Annotated in this window: 10 protein-coding genes; 5 read left to right on the top strand and 5 right to left on the bottom strand. The window is 45.9% G+C overall.

Going from position 1 to position 15,320, the window contains the following annotated elements:
- Positions 1 to 122 precede the first annotated feature (122 nt).
- Positions 123 to 2,324 (bottom strand): primosomal protein N', encoded by a 2,202-nt coding sequence (priA, locus tag ACED60_RS09845; protein ID WP_371727422.1) that lies wholly within the window; start codon positions 2,322 to 2,324, stop codon positions 123 to 125.
- A 330-nt stretch (positions 2,325 to 2,654) separates the two neighbouring features.
- On the opposite strand from priA, the gene rpmE reads away from it, so the two are divergent.
- Together rpmE and ACED60_RS09835 are read left to right on the top strand one after the other, a co-directional pair.
- Positions 2,655 to 2,873 (top strand): 50S ribosomal protein L31, encoded by a 219-nt coding sequence (gene rpmE / locus ACED60_RS09840; RefSeq protein WP_009848884.1) that lies wholly within the window; start codon positions 2,655 to 2,657, stop codon positions 2,871 to 2,873.
- Between the two features lie 331 nt (positions 2,874 to 3,204).
- Positions 3,205 to 4,494, top strand: a complete 1,290-nt coding sequence (locus ACED60_RS09835; protein WP_135444596.1) for a malic enzyme-like NAD(P)-binding protein — start codon at positions 3,205 to 3,207, stop codon at positions 4,492 to 4,494.
- Positions 4,495 to 4,709: 215 nt separating this feature from the next.
- Here the strand turns inward: ACED60_RS09835 and metJ are convergent, their stop codons facing one another.
- Positions 4,710 to 5,030 carry a met regulon transcriptional regulator MetJ gene (metJ, locus tag ACED60_RS09830; protein ID WP_004729686.1) on the bottom strand — a complete coding sequence of 107 codons (321 nt, stop codon included), beginning with the start codon at positions 5,028 to 5,030 and terminating at the stop codon, positions 4,710 to 4,712.
- Between the two features lie 208 nt (positions 5,031 to 5,238).
- On the opposite strand from metJ, the gene ACED60_RS09825 reads away from it, so the two are divergent.
- The 3 genes from ACED60_RS09825 (at position 5,239) to metF (ending at position 10,073) form a co-directional block, all read left to right on the top strand.
- Positions 5,239 to 6,420: an O-succinylhomoserine (thiol)-lyase gene (locus ACED60_RS09825; protein ID WP_029223036.1), complete on the top strand. Its 1,182-nt coding sequence runs from the start codon at positions 5,239 to 5,241 to the stop codon at positions 6,418 to 6,420.
- Positions 6,421 to 6,422: 2 nt separating this feature from the next.
- On the top strand, positions 6,423 to 8,834 hold the full coding sequence (locus ACED60_RS09820) for a bifunctional aspartate kinase/homoserine dehydrogenase II (RefSeq protein ID WP_371727421.1): 2,412 nt from the start codon (positions 6,423 to 6,425) through the stop codon (positions 8,832 to 8,834).
- A 339-nt stretch (positions 8,835 to 9,173) separates the two neighbouring features.
- Complete coding sequence (gene metF / locus ACED60_RS09815) at positions 9,174 to 10,073, top strand: methylenetetrahydrofolate reductase (protein WP_371727420.1); 900 nt, start codon at positions 9,174 to 9,176, stop codon at positions 10,071 to 10,073.
- A 172-nt stretch (positions 10,074 to 10,245) separates the two neighbouring features.
- Here the strand turns inward: metF and ACED60_RS09810 are convergent, their stop codons facing one another.
- From ACED60_RS09810 to argE, 3 genes are all read right to left on the bottom strand, one after another.
- Entirely contained in the window at positions 10,246 to 10,785 is a 540-nt protein-coding gene (locus ACED60_RS09810; protein ID WP_009848889.1) for a PadR family transcriptional regulator, read from the bottom strand.
- A 371-nt stretch (positions 10,786 to 11,156) separates the two neighbouring features.
- Positions 11,157 to 13,793, bottom strand: a complete 2,637-nt coding sequence (ppc, locus tag ACED60_RS09805; protein WP_017096539.1) for a phosphoenolpyruvate carboxylase — start codon at positions 13,791 to 13,793, stop codon at positions 11,157 to 11,159.
- A gap of 251 nt (positions 13,794 to 14,044) precedes the next feature.
- Entirely contained in the window at positions 14,045 to 15,181 is a 1,137-nt protein-coding gene (argE, locus tag ACED60_RS09800) for an acetylornithine deacetylase (protein ID WP_009848891.1), read from the bottom strand.
- Positions 15,182 to 15,320: the final 139 nt, after the last annotated feature.

The raw sequence follows: 15,320 nt of genomic DNA, 5'->3' as shown, positions 1-15,320 counted from the left end.
TCGTTTCACCCATGTAAAGTTACGGCTAGATTAACAAAAATCACATGACTAGTGTGAAGTTGCTCACGAGAAATATGAAATATTTGTGAACAAACTTATCATTAGTTTTAACCCAAGTGGGTTTAGCTCAGATCTTGCGGCTCAATATCGAGTGACCAACGGACTTTTTTCGCAGCGGGTAACATATTGATTGCTGGCTTGGCGCTCATTAATAGCTTTTGCATCAACGAGCGAGTCTGTGTTTGTAAAATAAGCTGCCAGCGAGATTTACCTGCTCGTTTGGCTAGTGGTGCCGGGGTTGGCCCTAGCACCATACAATATTGGTCAAATAACGGATGCGATTCCAATGTGTGGCGCACTTGACGCAGAAACTCTTCCACTAAGCGAGTGTCATTGGCTTCCGCTCTAAACAAAGTCATGAAGGTATAAGGTGGCAACATCGCTTGTTTACGCTCTGCCAATGCAGTTTGAGCAAAGTGGTTGTAGTTTTTGTGCAGTAATGCCTGTAATAAGCCGTGTTCTGGATGGTGAGTTTGTAAGATCACTTCCCCCTGCTTACTGGCTCGTCCTGCTCGACCAGCGACTTGAGTAAACAATTGGGCCAATCGCTCAGAGGCGCGGAAGTCACTGCTATATAAAGAGGCATCAACGTCCAGCAATGCCACAAGTGTCACATCTGGAAAGTGATGCCCTTTAGCAAGCATCTGTGTACCAATCAGAATTTGGTATTCACCTTTACGAATCGATTCTAACGCGCTTTCTAAACTGCCTTTGCGGCGAGTGCTATCGCGGTCAATACGAATGGTTTTGTATTCAGGGAACAGTTGACCAAGTTGCGTTTCAAGTTGTTCAGTGCCGACACCCACCGTCACTAAGTTAGCCGAACCACAGCCTTGGCAATTGTGCACGATATGCTGCTGCGAGCCACAATGGTGGCAGCGCATTTCATTGCTGTATTGGTGATAGGTGTAGTAAGCATCGCAGCGTTTACATTCAGCTGTCCAACCACAGTCGTGACACATCAATGCTGGGGAGAACCCACGGCGATTGAGAAACAGCATCACTTGGTTGCCCGCTTTTAAGTGTCTTTGCATTTCTGCAATTAACGATGCAGATAAGCCACTTTCCAGATATTCCCCTTTCACATCCAACACTTTATTGGTGGTCGGCAGTGCGACACCAGCGCGAGAGGTGAGGGTAAGGTAGCTATATTTACCTATCTGAGCGTTGTGCAGCGTTTCAAAAGCCGGAGTTGCTGAACCCAAAACTACTGGAATTTGCGCTTTATGAGCACGCATGATCGCGACATCACGAGCGTGGTAGCGCAGGCTGTCTTGCTGTTTATAAGAAGCGTCGTGTTCTTCATCAACAATGATAATGCCCAGATCCGCAAACGGCGTGAACAGAGCCGAACGGGTACCAATCACGATGCCAGCAATCTTATCGCGTGCTGATAGCCATGCATTGAGTCGTTCAGAATCGTTTAATCCAGAGTGGATAACCTCAACAGGCACATTAAAGCGTCGCTTAAAGCGGTTAATCGTTTGTGGAGTGAGGCCAATCTCAGGGACCAAGACCAACGCTTGCTTGCCTTGATCGAGAATCGGCTTGATCATATTCAGGTAGACCTCGGTCTTGCCCGAGCCTGTGACACCCTCTAGCAAGAAGCACCCAAAATCGGTTTGGCTGTTTACTGTCGCAATCGCGATGGCTTGCTCTGCATTGAGTTTAGGCTTGTCTTGGTCGTTTTCGAGTTCAACTGGCCATGGTTTACGCTTCGGCTTTTTCTCTACCGACTCAATCCAGCCTTTTTCTTCCAACGTCTTCAGTACTGCGCTGCCCACCTCTTCATCAATGAACTCTTGATGAGGAACTGGGCCGTGTTCAAGCATGTGCATCACTTTGGCTTGTTTGACGGCGCGACCAAAGCCTTGCATCAGTTGATCTCTACCTGATGGGGTCAGTTGCCACTCGACAAGCGTCGCGAAATCGGCAGCTTTGCCTTTTCGTAAAGCGCTGGGCAGAGCGTTAGCCAAGGTTTCGCCAAGAGGGTACTGATAAAACTGACTGCACCATACCAAGAGTGAATAGACCGATTCAGGCCAAACGGGTTGGTTGTCTAATAAGGCTTTAATCGGCTTGAGCTTGTCGAGCTCGAATTCTGATTCGTTAACCAGAGCCGTCACGATACCGGTTAAGGTTTGTCGTCCAAAAGGCACAGAGACTCGACCGCCAATAATCGGGAATAGGTGGCTAGGAATCTTGTAATCGAACTGCTTGTCGAGTGGAACCGGCAGTGCCACACGGGCAATCATTGGACGCATAAAGGGACGGCTTTATCTGAGTTGACGAGAGCGAACAGTCTAATGGATAAGGGCGTTAAATTCGAGGAGCAGTTTAGATGACAGAGCTTACTTGAGGCTTGAATGCTACTGGAGCCAGAAAATAACGCTTAATGGAAGGTTTAAGGACAGTGTTGGTGAAAAATGTATCAAATCAGTTGATCCTACCTCACAGATTCATTACTATACTGCGCCTTAAAGGTATGGCTTTATCGCGGTTTAGTGATACAGCGGTGTCTTTATTTATTTTTTAACTACGTGTGGTGTCCGGCTTAGAATCGGATGGCGACGCGGCCTAATTGAGGTTTTCCCATGAAAGTTGGTATCCACCCAGAATACAAAGCAGTTTCTGCAACTTGTTCTTGCGGCAACACATTTGAGTTCAACTCAACGCTAGCAAAAGAATCAATCCACCTAGACGTATGTGACAAATGTCACCCGTTCTACACTGGTAAGCAACGTATCGTAGATACAGGCGGCCGTGTTGATCGCTTCAACAAGCGTTTCGGTGCTCTTTCTAGCAAGAAGTAATTCTCGCTATTTAGACATAAAAAGGACACTTCGGTGTCCTTTTTTGTTGCCTGAAATTTGAAAAAATACTGAATCGTATTTCATTATTAGATCATTTTAAGTGAGAGGTTACTGGCGTAAATTTTATTTCATCACTTACCCCAACACTCCTTCCTCGAAATTCGCTCTAAAGTTGAGCAGGCGACAGTAATTTCAACTGCCCACTGGTCTTATTAGTAGTGAAATCTCGTTTTTTAATGATACAGATGCTTCAACCACCTAGGAACTTTGAAGTACATCCATTAACATGAACAAGATCCCCCAAATAATAATATCCTAGGAACCTACACCTATGTCTGAAGACAGCCGCCAAGATCAATCCTCTCAAGAATTATCGCCTCAAGAACAATTCCGTCAGCAAGCTCTTGATTATCATGAGTTCCCAATTCCAGGCAAAATTGCCGTAGAACTGACGAAGCCTGCAAACTCTGCAGAAGACCTAGCACTGGCATACAGCCCTGGCGTAGCTGAGCCTGTTCGCGAGATCGCACAGAATGTCGATAACGTTTATAAGTACACAGGTAAAGGCAACATGGTTGCAGTTATCTCTAACGGTACTGCAATTCTTGGCTTAGGTAATCTTGGTCCTATTGCTTCTAAACCAGTTATGGAAGGTAAAGCGCTACTGTTTAAGCGTTTTGCTGGTTTAGATTCTATCGATATTGAAGTAAAACACCGCACAATCGATGAGTTCGTTGATACGGTTGCGAATATCGCAGATACATTTGGTGGTATTAACCTAGAAGACATCAAAGCACCAGACTGTTTTGAAATCGAGCGTCGCCTGATTGAGCGTTGTGATGTACCTGTTTTCCATGATGATCAACACGGTACTGCGATTGTAACGGCAGCGGGTATGCTTAACGCGATCGAGCTTCAAGGTAAGAAACTGGAAGAGTGTAAGATCGTTTGTTTAGGTGCTGGCGCAGCAGCGGTTGCTTGTATGGAGCTACTGATTAAGTGTGGCGCTCAGCGTGAGAAGATCTACATGCTTGACCGTAAAGGTGTGATCCACACTCGTCGTGATGACTTGAATGAATACAAAGAGCTGTTCGCAAATAACACCGACAAGCGCACGCTTGAAGATGTTATCGAAGGCGCTGACCTGTTCTTGGGTGTATCGGGTCCTAATCTGCTACCAGCTAAGGCACTTACGCTGATGGCTGATAAGCCTGTTGTGTTTGCATGTTCAAACCCAGATCCAGAGATCAAGCCTGAGCTTGCTCACGAGGTTCGTTCTGACCTTATTATGGGTACTGGCCGTAGTGATTACCCTAACCAAGTAAACAACGTACTTTGTTTCCCATTCATTTTCCGTGGTGCACTAGACGTGCGTGCGAGCGAAATCAATGACGAAATGAAGCTAGCGGCGGTTAAAGCGATTCGTGAACTAGCAAAAGAAGAAGTTCCAGCTGAAGTACTGGCAGCTGCGGGCGAGACTGCACTGGAGTTCGGTAAGGGTTACATCATTCCTAAGCCAATGGACCCACGTCTGCTTCCTCGCGTTGCAAAAGCAGTTGCTGAAGCGGCTGTTGAGTCTGGCGTTGCTCGAATTGAGATGCCTGCCAACTATATGGCTTAATGCCTTAGTAGCTCAGTAGCTCAGTAGCTCAGTAGCTCAGTAGCTTAATAGCTGTTGCTCTATTGAGCGAAAAAGAATAATAAAAAACCGACTAATAGGAGTCGGTTTTTTTATGTCTATCATTCACAGCGCAGCTACAGATAACGTAGTGGGTGATGTGACAAATAGGGTTCAGCTATAGCGAATCAATAATGAAGGCGGTGACTGAGTTGTTTTTATTCTTCGTCAAACGCTTCGAACTCGATGCCCATCTCTGTCATCAGTTTTTTGACTTCAGTCGGGATGTCGTCTGGACGATCTTTACGAAGGTCTTCATCCGTTGGCAGTGGTTGGCCTGTGTACGCATGTAGAAAGGCTTCGCACAGTAGCTCACTGTTTGTTGCATGGCGTAGGTTATTGATCTGGCGGCGAGTGCGCTCGTCAGTAAGAACCTTTAACACTTTTAGAGGGATAGAAACTGTAATTTTCTTTACTTGTTCGCTTTTCTTTCCATGCTCAGCATATGGGCTTATGTATTCACCATTCCAGTCGGCCATTGCGTACCTTCATCACTTTAGTTGTTAGAATAAATTAATAGTGCTGATTTTAGCGGGATTTACTGCCATAAGCAAAGACATATAGACGTCCGGAAGTGTTGACGTCTCACGTTTATGAAAGTAAAGTGAGTAACATATATCTAACACAGCCACAAAATGCCGACAAGCAGCTGTGATTCTCAGACGCAAAACTTGTAAGGAAGCACCTATGAGCAGCCGGAAGCCAGCAACCATCGCAGTACGTACTGGCATCGAGTCAGACACGCAACACCATGCCGTTGTCCCACCTATTTATCTTTCGACTAACTATGGGTTTCCCGCTTTTGGTGAAGTGCCAAAGTACGATTATACCCGCTCTGGTAACCCAAACCGCGGTCTATTAGAAACGGCACTATTTGAGCTTGAGTCTGGTAAAGGCGCGGTTGTTACTAACTGTGGTACGTCGGCACTTAACTTATGGGTATCCGCTTTCTTAGGTGGCGATGATCTTATTATTGCACCGCACGACTGCTATGGCGGTACTTACCGTCTGTTTAACACACGCTCACTCAAAGGTGACTTCAAAGTTCTGTTTGTTGATCAATCGGATCAAGCCGCACTGGATGCTGCGATCGCGCTTAAGCCAAAGTTAATCTTAATCGAAACGCCATCGAATCCATTGGTTCGTGTGGTTGATATTGCAGAAACTTGCCGTAAAGCGAAAGAAGTAGGTGCTCTGGTTGCTGTCGACAACACGTTTTTGACGCCTGTGTTCCAAAAGCCTTTAGAGCTGGGTGCGGATTTTGTTATCCACTCAACCACCAAGTACATCAACGGACACTCAGATGTCATTGGTGGTGTTGTAGTTACTAAGACAGAAGAGCACGCTGAAGAGCTAGCATGGTGGGGTAACTGTATTGGTGCAACCGGCACACCATTTGATAGCTACATGACGCTACGTGGTATTCGTACGCTAGGTGCACGTATGCGCGTTCACGAAGAGAGCTCACGTGAAATTCTGACGGCTCTGCAACAACAAGATCTGGTGGGTACGATTTACCACCCAAGCCTTCCTGAACATCCGGGTCACGAGATCGCGAAGAAACAGCAGTTGGGCTTTGGTTCCATGCTGAGCTTTGAATTTTCGGGATCTTTTGAAGCACTTAAATATTTTGTGGATAAATTAGAGCTATTTTCTTTGGCTGAATCATTGGGCGGTGTTGAAAGCCTGATTTGTCACCCAGCGTCGATGACTCACCGTGCTATGGGCGAAGCAGCATTAGCAGAAGCGGGTGTTTCTCAACAATTACTGCGCCTTTCTGTTGGCCTTGAAGATGCAGAAGACTTGATTGATGATCTCAAGCAAGCGTTTGAAAAAACACAAGGCTTTATCGCAGAAGGGGAGGTTTAATAATGACAACCTTTCGCCAGCTACATAAATTTGGTGGCAGCAGTTTAGCGAACCCTGAGTGTTACCAACGCGTGGTCAATATTCTTAGAGAATACTCGTCAGCTACTGACTTGGTCGTGGTATCGGCTGCGGGTAAAACAACTAACCGCTTGATTGAGTTTGTTGAAGCGCTCGACAAAGATGGTCGTATTGCGCATGAATGTCTACAAACCCTTCGTCAGTTCCAGCTTGAGCTGATTGAAGCGCTGCTTGAAGGTGAGTCTGCGGCTCAGCTAACGGCCACTATTCAACAAGAATTTACTGCTTTAGGTGAGCTAACTGCTCCTCTAAGCGAATCGCAAAAAGCACAGGTGTTAGGACACGGTGAGGTTTGGTCTTCACGTTTGTTAGCTGCTCTGTTGTGCCAACATGACTTACAAGCAGTTGCTCAAGATGCGCGTGCCTTTTTACGTGCAGAAGCGGGTGCTCAACCCGAAGTGGATCGCGCGCGTTCTTATCCTCTGATTAAAGAAGTTTTGGCTCAGCATACGCATTGCCGAGTGGTGATTACGGGCTTTATGGCTCAGAACTGCGAAGGTGAAACAGTACTGCTTGGTCGTAACGGTTCAGATTACTCAGCAACCGTGATTGGCGCTTTGGCTGAAGTTGAACGTGTGACGATTTGGAGTGACGTGGCAGGCGTTTACAGCGCTGACCCTCGTTTGGTTTCGGATGCGTGTTTGTTGCCTCTGCTTCGCCTTGATGAAGCGAGTGAACTCGCTCGTCTGGCGGCTCCAGTGCTCCATAGCCGAACGCTACAGCCTGTGGCTCAAAGTGCTATGGATCTCAGCTTGCGCTGCAGCTACCAGCCGGAGGCGGGCTCTACACAGATAGAGCGTGTACTGGCATCGGGTCGTGGCGCAAAAATCATTACCTCTCTGGATGAAGTTCTGATCGTTCAGCTGACCTTTGGTCATGGCCATGATTTTGACCGCTTAGAAAGTGAAGTTCTTGAAGGTCTTAAACGAGCTCAACTTGAGCCGCTTGCTTATGAGCTTGAACCCGATCAGCACTGTTTGCGCCTTGCTTATACAGAAGAGATCGCTGGTGGCGCTTTAGAATATCTACAAGACCACGCGATTGAAGCGGAAATTAAGCTTAAAGAAGGCTTCTCTCTGATTGCGGCGGTGGGTGCTGGTGTGACTAAGAACCCGAACCATTGTTATGGATTCTACCAACAACTCAAGAGCTCACCGGTTGAGTTTATCTCAGAAGCAAACTCTGGCTTGAGCTTAGTGGCTGTGATTCGTAAGAGTGAAACATCAAGCCTAGTGAAAGGCATTCACTCTCAACTGTTCCAAGCGCAGAAGCGTGTTGCGATTGCTTTATGTGGCAAGGGCAATATTGGTTCAAGTTGGTTAAGCCTGTTTGCTGAGCAAAAAGCGGAACTTGAAAAGCGTCGTGGAATGAACTTTGAATTGGTTGCGGTGATTGATAGCCAAACTTATTGGTTCGATGATCAAGGCATTGATGCGACTTCTGTGAGCAAGCGTTTTGATGATGAAGCGATTGCCAATAACGGCAACGACTGGCTAGAGCGTTTGGGTTCTATTCAGGGCTACGATGAAGCGGTTGTGTTAGATGTTACGGCAAGCCCGGTGCTTGCTGCAAAATACCTGCAAGTCGCACAACAAGGTATTCACCTGATCTCGGCTAACAAGGTGGCAGGTTCTGCATCAAGCGAGTATTACCATCAGGTACAAGATGCTTTCGCTAAGATCAGCCGTCATTGGCTGTACAATGCGACAGTGGGTGCTGGCTTACCGATTAACCACACGGTACGTGACCTGCGCGAAAGCGGTGACGATATTATTGCTCTGTCAGGTATCTTCTCGGGCACTCTATCTTGGTTATTCCAACAGTTTGATGGCACTGTGCCGTTCAGCGAGTTGGTTGATTTAGCGTGGCAACAAGGCCTGACGGAACCGGATCCTCGTGCTGACCTCGATGGCTCTGACGTGATGCGTAAGCTAGTGATTCTGGCGCGTGAATCGGGTTTAGATATTGAGCCTGAAAACGTCAAAGTAGAATCATTGGTACCTGAAGAATTACAAGATCTGTCAGTGGATGACTTCTTTGATAAAGCTTCTGTACTGAGTGAAGAGTTGGCCGAGCGTTTAGAGAAAGCGCAGTCTCAACAGAAGGTCCTTCGTTACGTAGCGCGTTTAGAGAAGAATGGTAAGGCAACGGTAGGCGTTGAAGCGTTATCTAAAGAACACGCTCTGGCGAACTTACTGCCTTGCGACAACATCTTTGCGATTGAGAGCAAATGGTACAAAGATAATCCATTGGTTATTCGTGGCCCAGGTGCTGGTCGTGAAGTGACAGCTGGTGCAATTCAGTCTGATTTAAACAGAATGTCTAGCCTGTTTTAATACTTAGAGCGGTTGGTTTAATACTTAGAGCGATTGGCTTAATAGTCAGATCAATTGCTTTAATACTCAGATTAATTGTTTAAATGCGTAAATAGCATACTATCCACTAAGATAAATAAGGCTGAAAGCACGATGTGTTTTCAGCCTTTTTTCTACATTATTTCTTCTTTGCGACCCACCTATCGGCTTGAGCTTTTCTCACTATCTACTTGAAAAAAATTCATAATGGATCTGTTGACATTAAATCGTATTCAATTCATTCTGGAGACATATAGACGTCTAAACGTCGCTAGGGATTTGAGATTATTTAGTGGTTGCTTTTGCCACAGGGAGAGTAAGATGGGATACACACACGCAAGTCATATCGACGCTTTAAATCAGAATATTGCAGAGCTTTCTGACAACATCAATGTGTCATTTGAATTTTTCCCACCAAGCAGTGAGAAGATGGAAGAGACCCTGTGGAATTCTGTTCACCGTCTTAAAACACTTCAACCTAAATTTGTATCAGTAACCTATGGTGCAAACTCGGGTGAGCGTGATCGTACCCACTCAATCATTAAAGAAATTAAGAACCAAACAGGCTTAGTTGCTGCACCACACTTAACGTGTATTGATGCTAGCCGCGAAGAGCTTATTCAAATTGCCGACGATTACTGGGCAAATGGCATTGAAAGTATTGTTGCGTTGCGTGGTGATATTCCAGCAGGCGGTGGTGCGCCAGATATGTATGCGTCTGATTTAGTCGAGCTGCTTAAATCTCGTCACGACTTTGATATATCAGTAGCGGCATTCCCTGAGGTTCACCCTGAAGCAAAAAGTGCTCAATCTGATCTTATTAACCTAAAACGTAAAGTGGATGCGGGTGCAAATCGTGCAATCACTCAGTTTTTCTTCGATGTAGAAAGCTACTTACGTTTTCGTGACCGTTGTGTGGCGGCTGGCGTTGACGTAGAGATTATACCGGGTATCTTGCCAGTTTCTAACTTCAAGCAAGCATCTCGTTTTGCTGCGATGAATAACGTAAAAGTACCAGGTTGGATGGCGAAGCAGTTCGAAGGCTTGGATGATGATCCAACAACTCGTCAGTTAGTTGGTGCTAGCCAAGCGATCGATATGGTTCGTACGCTAAGCCGTGAAGGTGTGAAAGATTTCCACTTTTACACGCTAAACCGTGCAGAAATGACTTATGCACTTTGCCACACATTAGGTGTTCGTCCACAAGTCGCTGCGCTTTAAGTAAAGTCTAGGAAGTAAAGCCCAAGCGCTTGTAAAAGCTTCTGGTAGTAACATTTCAAATCCTATAGATACAAAAAAGGCTTGGACTCTAAGAGTTCAAGCCTTTTGCTTTTCTAGCTTCTAGCTTCTAGCTTCTAGCTTCTAGCTTCTAGCTTCTAGCTTCTAGCTTAACTTAAGCAAGAGCGCCAAGTTCAAGCAGTACTTCGTCAGCCCATACAATCCATGCTTCACGGATCAGTAGGTTACGACGAAGCGTTAGACGCTCTAGGCGTGCTTGCTTGTCTAGTGTAGATGGCGTTGCGTAGTAAGCCGCTTCGATTTCTTTGTAGTGAGAAACCAGCTTGCGAGACTCTTCTACTAGTTCAGCAAGTTGTACACGGTACGCATCAGAAGGTTGTACAGCACAAGCGATTAACTTAGCTGAGAACTCGTCACGAACGGTTGGGTGTGCAGTTGGTTGTTCAAACCATTCACCTAGCGCGCCACGGCCAGCATCGGTGATAGAGTAAACTTTACGATCAGGTTTGCCTTCTTGAGGCTCAAGTACGCAAGTTACCTGGTCGTTCTGAGCCATTTTATTTAGCTCGCGGTAAACTTGTTGGTGGCTAGCTTTCCAGAAGTAACCAATGCTTGCGGAGAATTCTTTTGTGATATCGTAACCAGTAGCATCGCGTGTACTTAAAACGGTTAAAATTACGTGTGGTAATGACATGTCTGAAATCCAAATGGTAAACAGTAAACAAATACTTGAACAACAAGTGTGCTTCTATGGCACGTTATATTGGTTATGTTCAAGTAGCACCAACTCAATCGTTGGTTATGTCACCTTACAAAGCCGTTTATCACCTAGGTTGACCAGTTTATTGGTCGAGTGCCGCAGATTATTATTTTGGAGTGTTTCTGCAGCGGAGCAGTAGTATATCTAAATAATAAGCATAAAGTAGAATACATGGACAAAATAACCCAAAAAACTGACAAAATACTCACCAGTGGTCGCTTGGTAAAATAAAAAGGCCGCCAATGGCGACCTTTTGTTCTTTTTGTAGATGTAAATGCTGATCAGGTTATAGTAGGAATCACTAATTAACCAGTGTTTCGCATACCTGCTGCAATACCTGCAATCGTCACCATTAGCGCTTCTTCTAGCTCTGCTGGTGGTGTTTCACACTTACGAGTACGGTAAAGCAGTTCCGCTTGAAGCATGTTTAGTGGCTCAACATAGATGTTACGTAGACGAATTGACTCAAGTCCCCAAGGGTCGCTTTGCATCAAGTTCTCGTTATTTTCTACATTCAGCACCGCTTTGATGTCTTTTTGCAGCTGTTCACGCAGTAACTCACCCAGAGGTAATAGCTCTTCGTCAACAAGTCGCTGGTCGTAGTACTTAGCTATTTCCATGTTGCACTTCGAGTACACCATTTCCAACATACCTAGACGAGTCGAGAAGAATGGCCATTCACGACACATCTCTTCAAGTAGCGCTTGATGGCCTTGATCGACAGAGTATTGAATCGCTTCACCAGCGCCTAACCATGCAGGAAGTACCAAACGGTTTTGGCTCCATGAGAAGATCCATGGGATCGCACGTAGGCTTTCTACGCCGCCGTTCGGGTTACGTTTCGCAGGACGAGAACCAAGAGGTAACTTGCCTAACTCTAGCTCTGGCGTCGCTTGGCGGAAGTAAGGAACAAACTTCTCTTCACCACGAACGACGTTGCGGTAAGCTTCGCAAGATACTTCAGACAGCACTTCCATTAGGTCGCGCCATTCTTGTTTTGGCTCTGGTGGTGGCAGAAGGTTCGCTTCTAGAATCGCACTTGCGTATAGGTTGAAGCTATTAACTGCAACATCTGGCAAGCCAAGTTTAAAGCGGATCATTTCGCCTTGTTCAGTTACTCGTAAGCCGCCTTTCAAGCTTTTAGGTGGCTGAGAAAGAAGAGCCGCGTGCGCTGGCGCACCACCACGACCAACCGTACCACCACGACCGTGGAATAGAGTCAGTTCAATGCCTTCTTCTTCACAAGCCTTAACTAGCTTGTCCATTGCATCGTATTGCGCCCAGCCTGCAGACATTACACCGGCATCTTTAGCTGAGTCAGAATATCCGATCATCACCATTTGGTGGTTCTGGATAAAGCCACGGTATAAATCGATGCTCATTAGCTGTTTCATTACGGCTTCTGAGTTGTTCAAGTCGTCTAGCGTTTCGAACAATGGACATACGTCCATGCGGTACGGGCAACCACATTCTTGTAGAAGCAAATGTACAGCCAATACATCCGACGCAGTACGAGCCATAGAGATCACGTAAGCACCAAAGGCTTCTCGAGGTTGAGCAGCAACGACCTTACAGGTGTCTAAAACCTCTTTGACCTGCTCAGATGGTTCCCAGTCGCGTGGTAACAGTGGGCGCTTTGAGCTTAATTCATTGGTTAAGAAAGCAACCTTATCTTGCTCGCTCCATTGGTCGTAATCACCAATGCCTAGGTAGCGAGTCAATTCAGATAGCACATCTGAGTGACGAGTACTTTCTTGACGAACATCGAGACGAACCAAATGCACGCCGAATGCTTTTAGGCGGCGTAGCGTATCAAGTAGAGAACCGTCCGCGATTACGCCCATGCCACATTCGTGCAGTGATTGGTAACATGCGTAAAGTGGTGTCCAAAGTTGGTCTATGTTCTGTAGAGTTTCTTTCTTCGGTACTTCTGCGTCGTGCAGTTTTGCATCAAGCACTTCTAGCGTGTTGTTGAGCAGAGTACGTAGGCTCTTCAGGATTGCACGGTAAGCTTCGTGCTCATCGCCAGCCAATTCACGAACGGCATCATTACACTTGGTCATCGACAGTTCGGTAATCAACTCGTTCACGTCACCTAGGTATAGATCAGCGGCTTTCCAGCGAGATAGACGCAGTACTTCTTTAGTGATGGTGTGCGTTACGAATGGGTTACCATCGCGGTCACCACCCATCCAAGATGAGAAATGAACAGGGCGCGCATCAATTGGCAGGCCTTCACCAAGGTAACCTTTTAATCGACCATCCATTTCACGTAGGAAATCAGGCACAGCTTCCCAAAGTGAGTTTTCGACAACCGCAAAGCCCCACTTAGCTTCATCAAGTGGCGTTGGGCGTTGCTGGCGAATCACATCCGAGTGCCAACCTTGAGCGATAAGTTGCTCTAGGCGGCGTTCTGTCTTGGCACGCTCTTTGTGTGATAGGTCGCTTAATTCTAATTTAGACAGACACTCGTTGATCTTAACCAGCTTGTTGATCATGGTGCGACGAGTGATTTCTGTTGGGTGTGCAGTCAGAACGAGTTCAATGTTCAGGTCGCGAACGGCTTGAGCTGCGTCTAGCTTGCTGATGTCATTCTGATTTAATTTGGAAAATAGAGATTGCAGCACATCTGGTTCACAAACATGCTCCTCACAGTGGCGAGAGATCGTATGGTATTGCTCTGCCATGTTGGTGAGGTTGAGAAATTGGTTAAATGCACGAGCAACAGGAGTGAGTTGTTCGTTCGGCAGGTTTTTGATTTCTTCAACTAGGCTGTCACGGTCAGCTTTGTTGCCTGCGCGGGCGGATTTGGAAAGTTTACGGATAGTCTCCACTTTCTCTAAGATAACGTCACCATGTGCATCTTGGATTGTGTTACCTAGCAAGCGTCCCAGCATGCTTACGTTACTCTTGAGAGCGGCGTATTTCTCGTTCATTGTCATCCTGCCTCGTAAAAAAATTACATCCATTGTTCCTTGTTAAGTACACAATCTAGCGAAAAGTGCTGTATCTAGTCAAATAAAGCATTCTAAGTTTGCAATTATTAGGTTTAAAAATGCGGGAGAAGTAAATTTTTCAAAACTTAGGGAAAAAGTGAAATTTAATTACAAGATCGGGCTGTGTCAGGGATAACAGAATAAAAGCCACCTTTTCGGGTGGCTTTTATATGAAAATATCGGAAGGAAAGTAATAACTAGAAACAATATTTACGGATCGATTTACTCAGAACATCAATTGTAGGGTCAATAAAATCGAAGCTTAAGAACTCATCCGGTTGGTGAGCTTGGTCGATTGAGCCTGGGCCTAACACTAAGGTTGGACATAACTCCTGAAGGAAAGGTGCTTCAGTACAATAGTTCACAGTTTGAGATTCGGTTTCACACACTGATTCCATGCCACCGATAAATGGATGATCGTGCTGACATTCGTAACCCGGAATCGGCTCATGCAGGGGAGTAATCTCAATCCTGCCCGGCCATTTTGCTTCTACTTCCTTGAGCGCGCTGCGTAGCATGTTATCCAAACCATCTAAGCTGATGCCCGGTAAAGGACGAACGTCGTAGTGTAATTCACAACAACCACAGATTCGGTTAGCGCTATCTCCTCCGTGAATATGCCCAAGATTTAGAGTAGGGCTTGGAATCGCGAAACCCGGGTGATGGTACTCTTTGACTAACTTGTCACGCAGCTGCATTAAAGCAAACAGCACTTCATGCATGATCTCGATGGCGTTAACGCCTAATGCAGGATCAGAAGAGTGACCTGATTTACCCGTTACTCGCACAGCATTAGCGACGTGACCTTTATGACCGCGAATAGGCACTAGGCTGGTCGGCTCACCAATAATGCAGTAGTCCGGTTTAAACGGCGCATTTTCAGTGAAATGACGTGCACCTAGCATAGTGGTTTCTTCGTCACACGTAGCTAAAACATAAAGCGGCTTGGTTTGCTTGCTCCAATCCATTTTCTTAGCAGCTTCATAAACGAAGGCAAAAAAGCCTTTCATATCGGCGGTGCCTAATCCGTAGAAGCGGTTGTTGTGTTCTGTCAATGCGTGAGGGTCGAAGTTCCAACGTCCTTCATCGAATGGCACGGTGTCGCTGTGTCCTGCAAGCAATAAGCCCCCTTCGCCAGAACCCATCTTTGCGACCATATTATGCTTGCCGGGTTCGACTTCCACGACCTCAACGCTAAAGCCTACGTCTTTAAACCATTGAGCCATTTTTTCGATCACTTTCTCGTTGCCATGATCCCAGCTTGGATCTGTTGAGCTAATGGAGTCGGTGGAAATTAGGCCTTTATAGACCTCAAGGAAACTCGGTAATTGCATAATATCTTCACTTCTACTATTGACAGGAAAACCATAAGTCGGTAAAACACATATTAAATCATATTTAATGCATAAGAAATCAAATATAGCTAAAAATTAAGTATGAATAGTCAAATTTGAAATATAACTTACCTCAAGA

This window comes from Vibrio sp. 1F279 (assembly GCF_041439815.1).
GTDB lineage: Bacteria > Pseudomonadota > Gammaproteobacteria > Enterobacterales > Vibrionaceae > Vibrio > Vibrio tasmaniensis_A.
The sequence above is the reverse complement of the archived record's forward strand: the minus strand, read 5'-3'. Positions and strand labels throughout refer to the sequence as shown.

Bases quoted from the DNA above. Each gene is read 5' to 3' on its own strand.
- priA (WP_371727422.1), bottom strand. From the start codon at position 2,324: ATGCGTCCAATGATTGCCCGTGTGGCACTGCCGGTTCCACTCGACAAG.
- rpmE (WP_009848884.1), top strand. From the start codon at position 2,655: ATGAAAGTTGGTATCCACCCAGAATACAAAGCAGTTTCTGCAACTTGT.
- ACED60_RS09835 (WP_135444596.1), top strand. From the start codon at position 3,205: ATGTCTGAAGACAGCCGCCAAGATCAATCCTCTCAAGAATTATCGCCT.
- metJ (WP_004729686.1), bottom strand. From the start codon at position 5,030: ATGGCCGACTGGAATGGTGAATACATAAGCCCATATGCTGAGCATGGA.
- ACED60_RS09825 (WP_029223036.1), top strand. From the start codon at position 5,239: ATGAGCAGCCGGAAGCCAGCAACCATCGCAGTACGTACTGGCATCGAG.
- ACED60_RS09820 (WP_371727421.1), top strand. From the start codon at position 6,423: ATGACAACCTTTCGCCAGCTACATAAATTTGGTGGCAGCAGTTTAGCG.
- metF (WP_371727420.1), top strand. From the start codon at position 9,174: ATGGGATACACACACGCAAGTCATATCGACGCTTTAAATCAGAATATT.
- ACED60_RS09810 (WP_009848889.1), bottom strand. From the start codon at position 10,785: ATGTCATTACCACACGTAATTTTAACCGTTTTAAGTACACGCGATGCT.
- ppc (WP_017096539.1), bottom strand. From the start codon at position 13,793: ATGACAATGAACGAGAAATACGCCGCTCTCAAGAGTAACGTAAGCATG.
- argE (WP_009848891.1), bottom strand. From the start codon at position 15,181: ATGCAATTACCGAGTTTCCTTGAGGTCTATAAAGGCCTAATTTCCACC.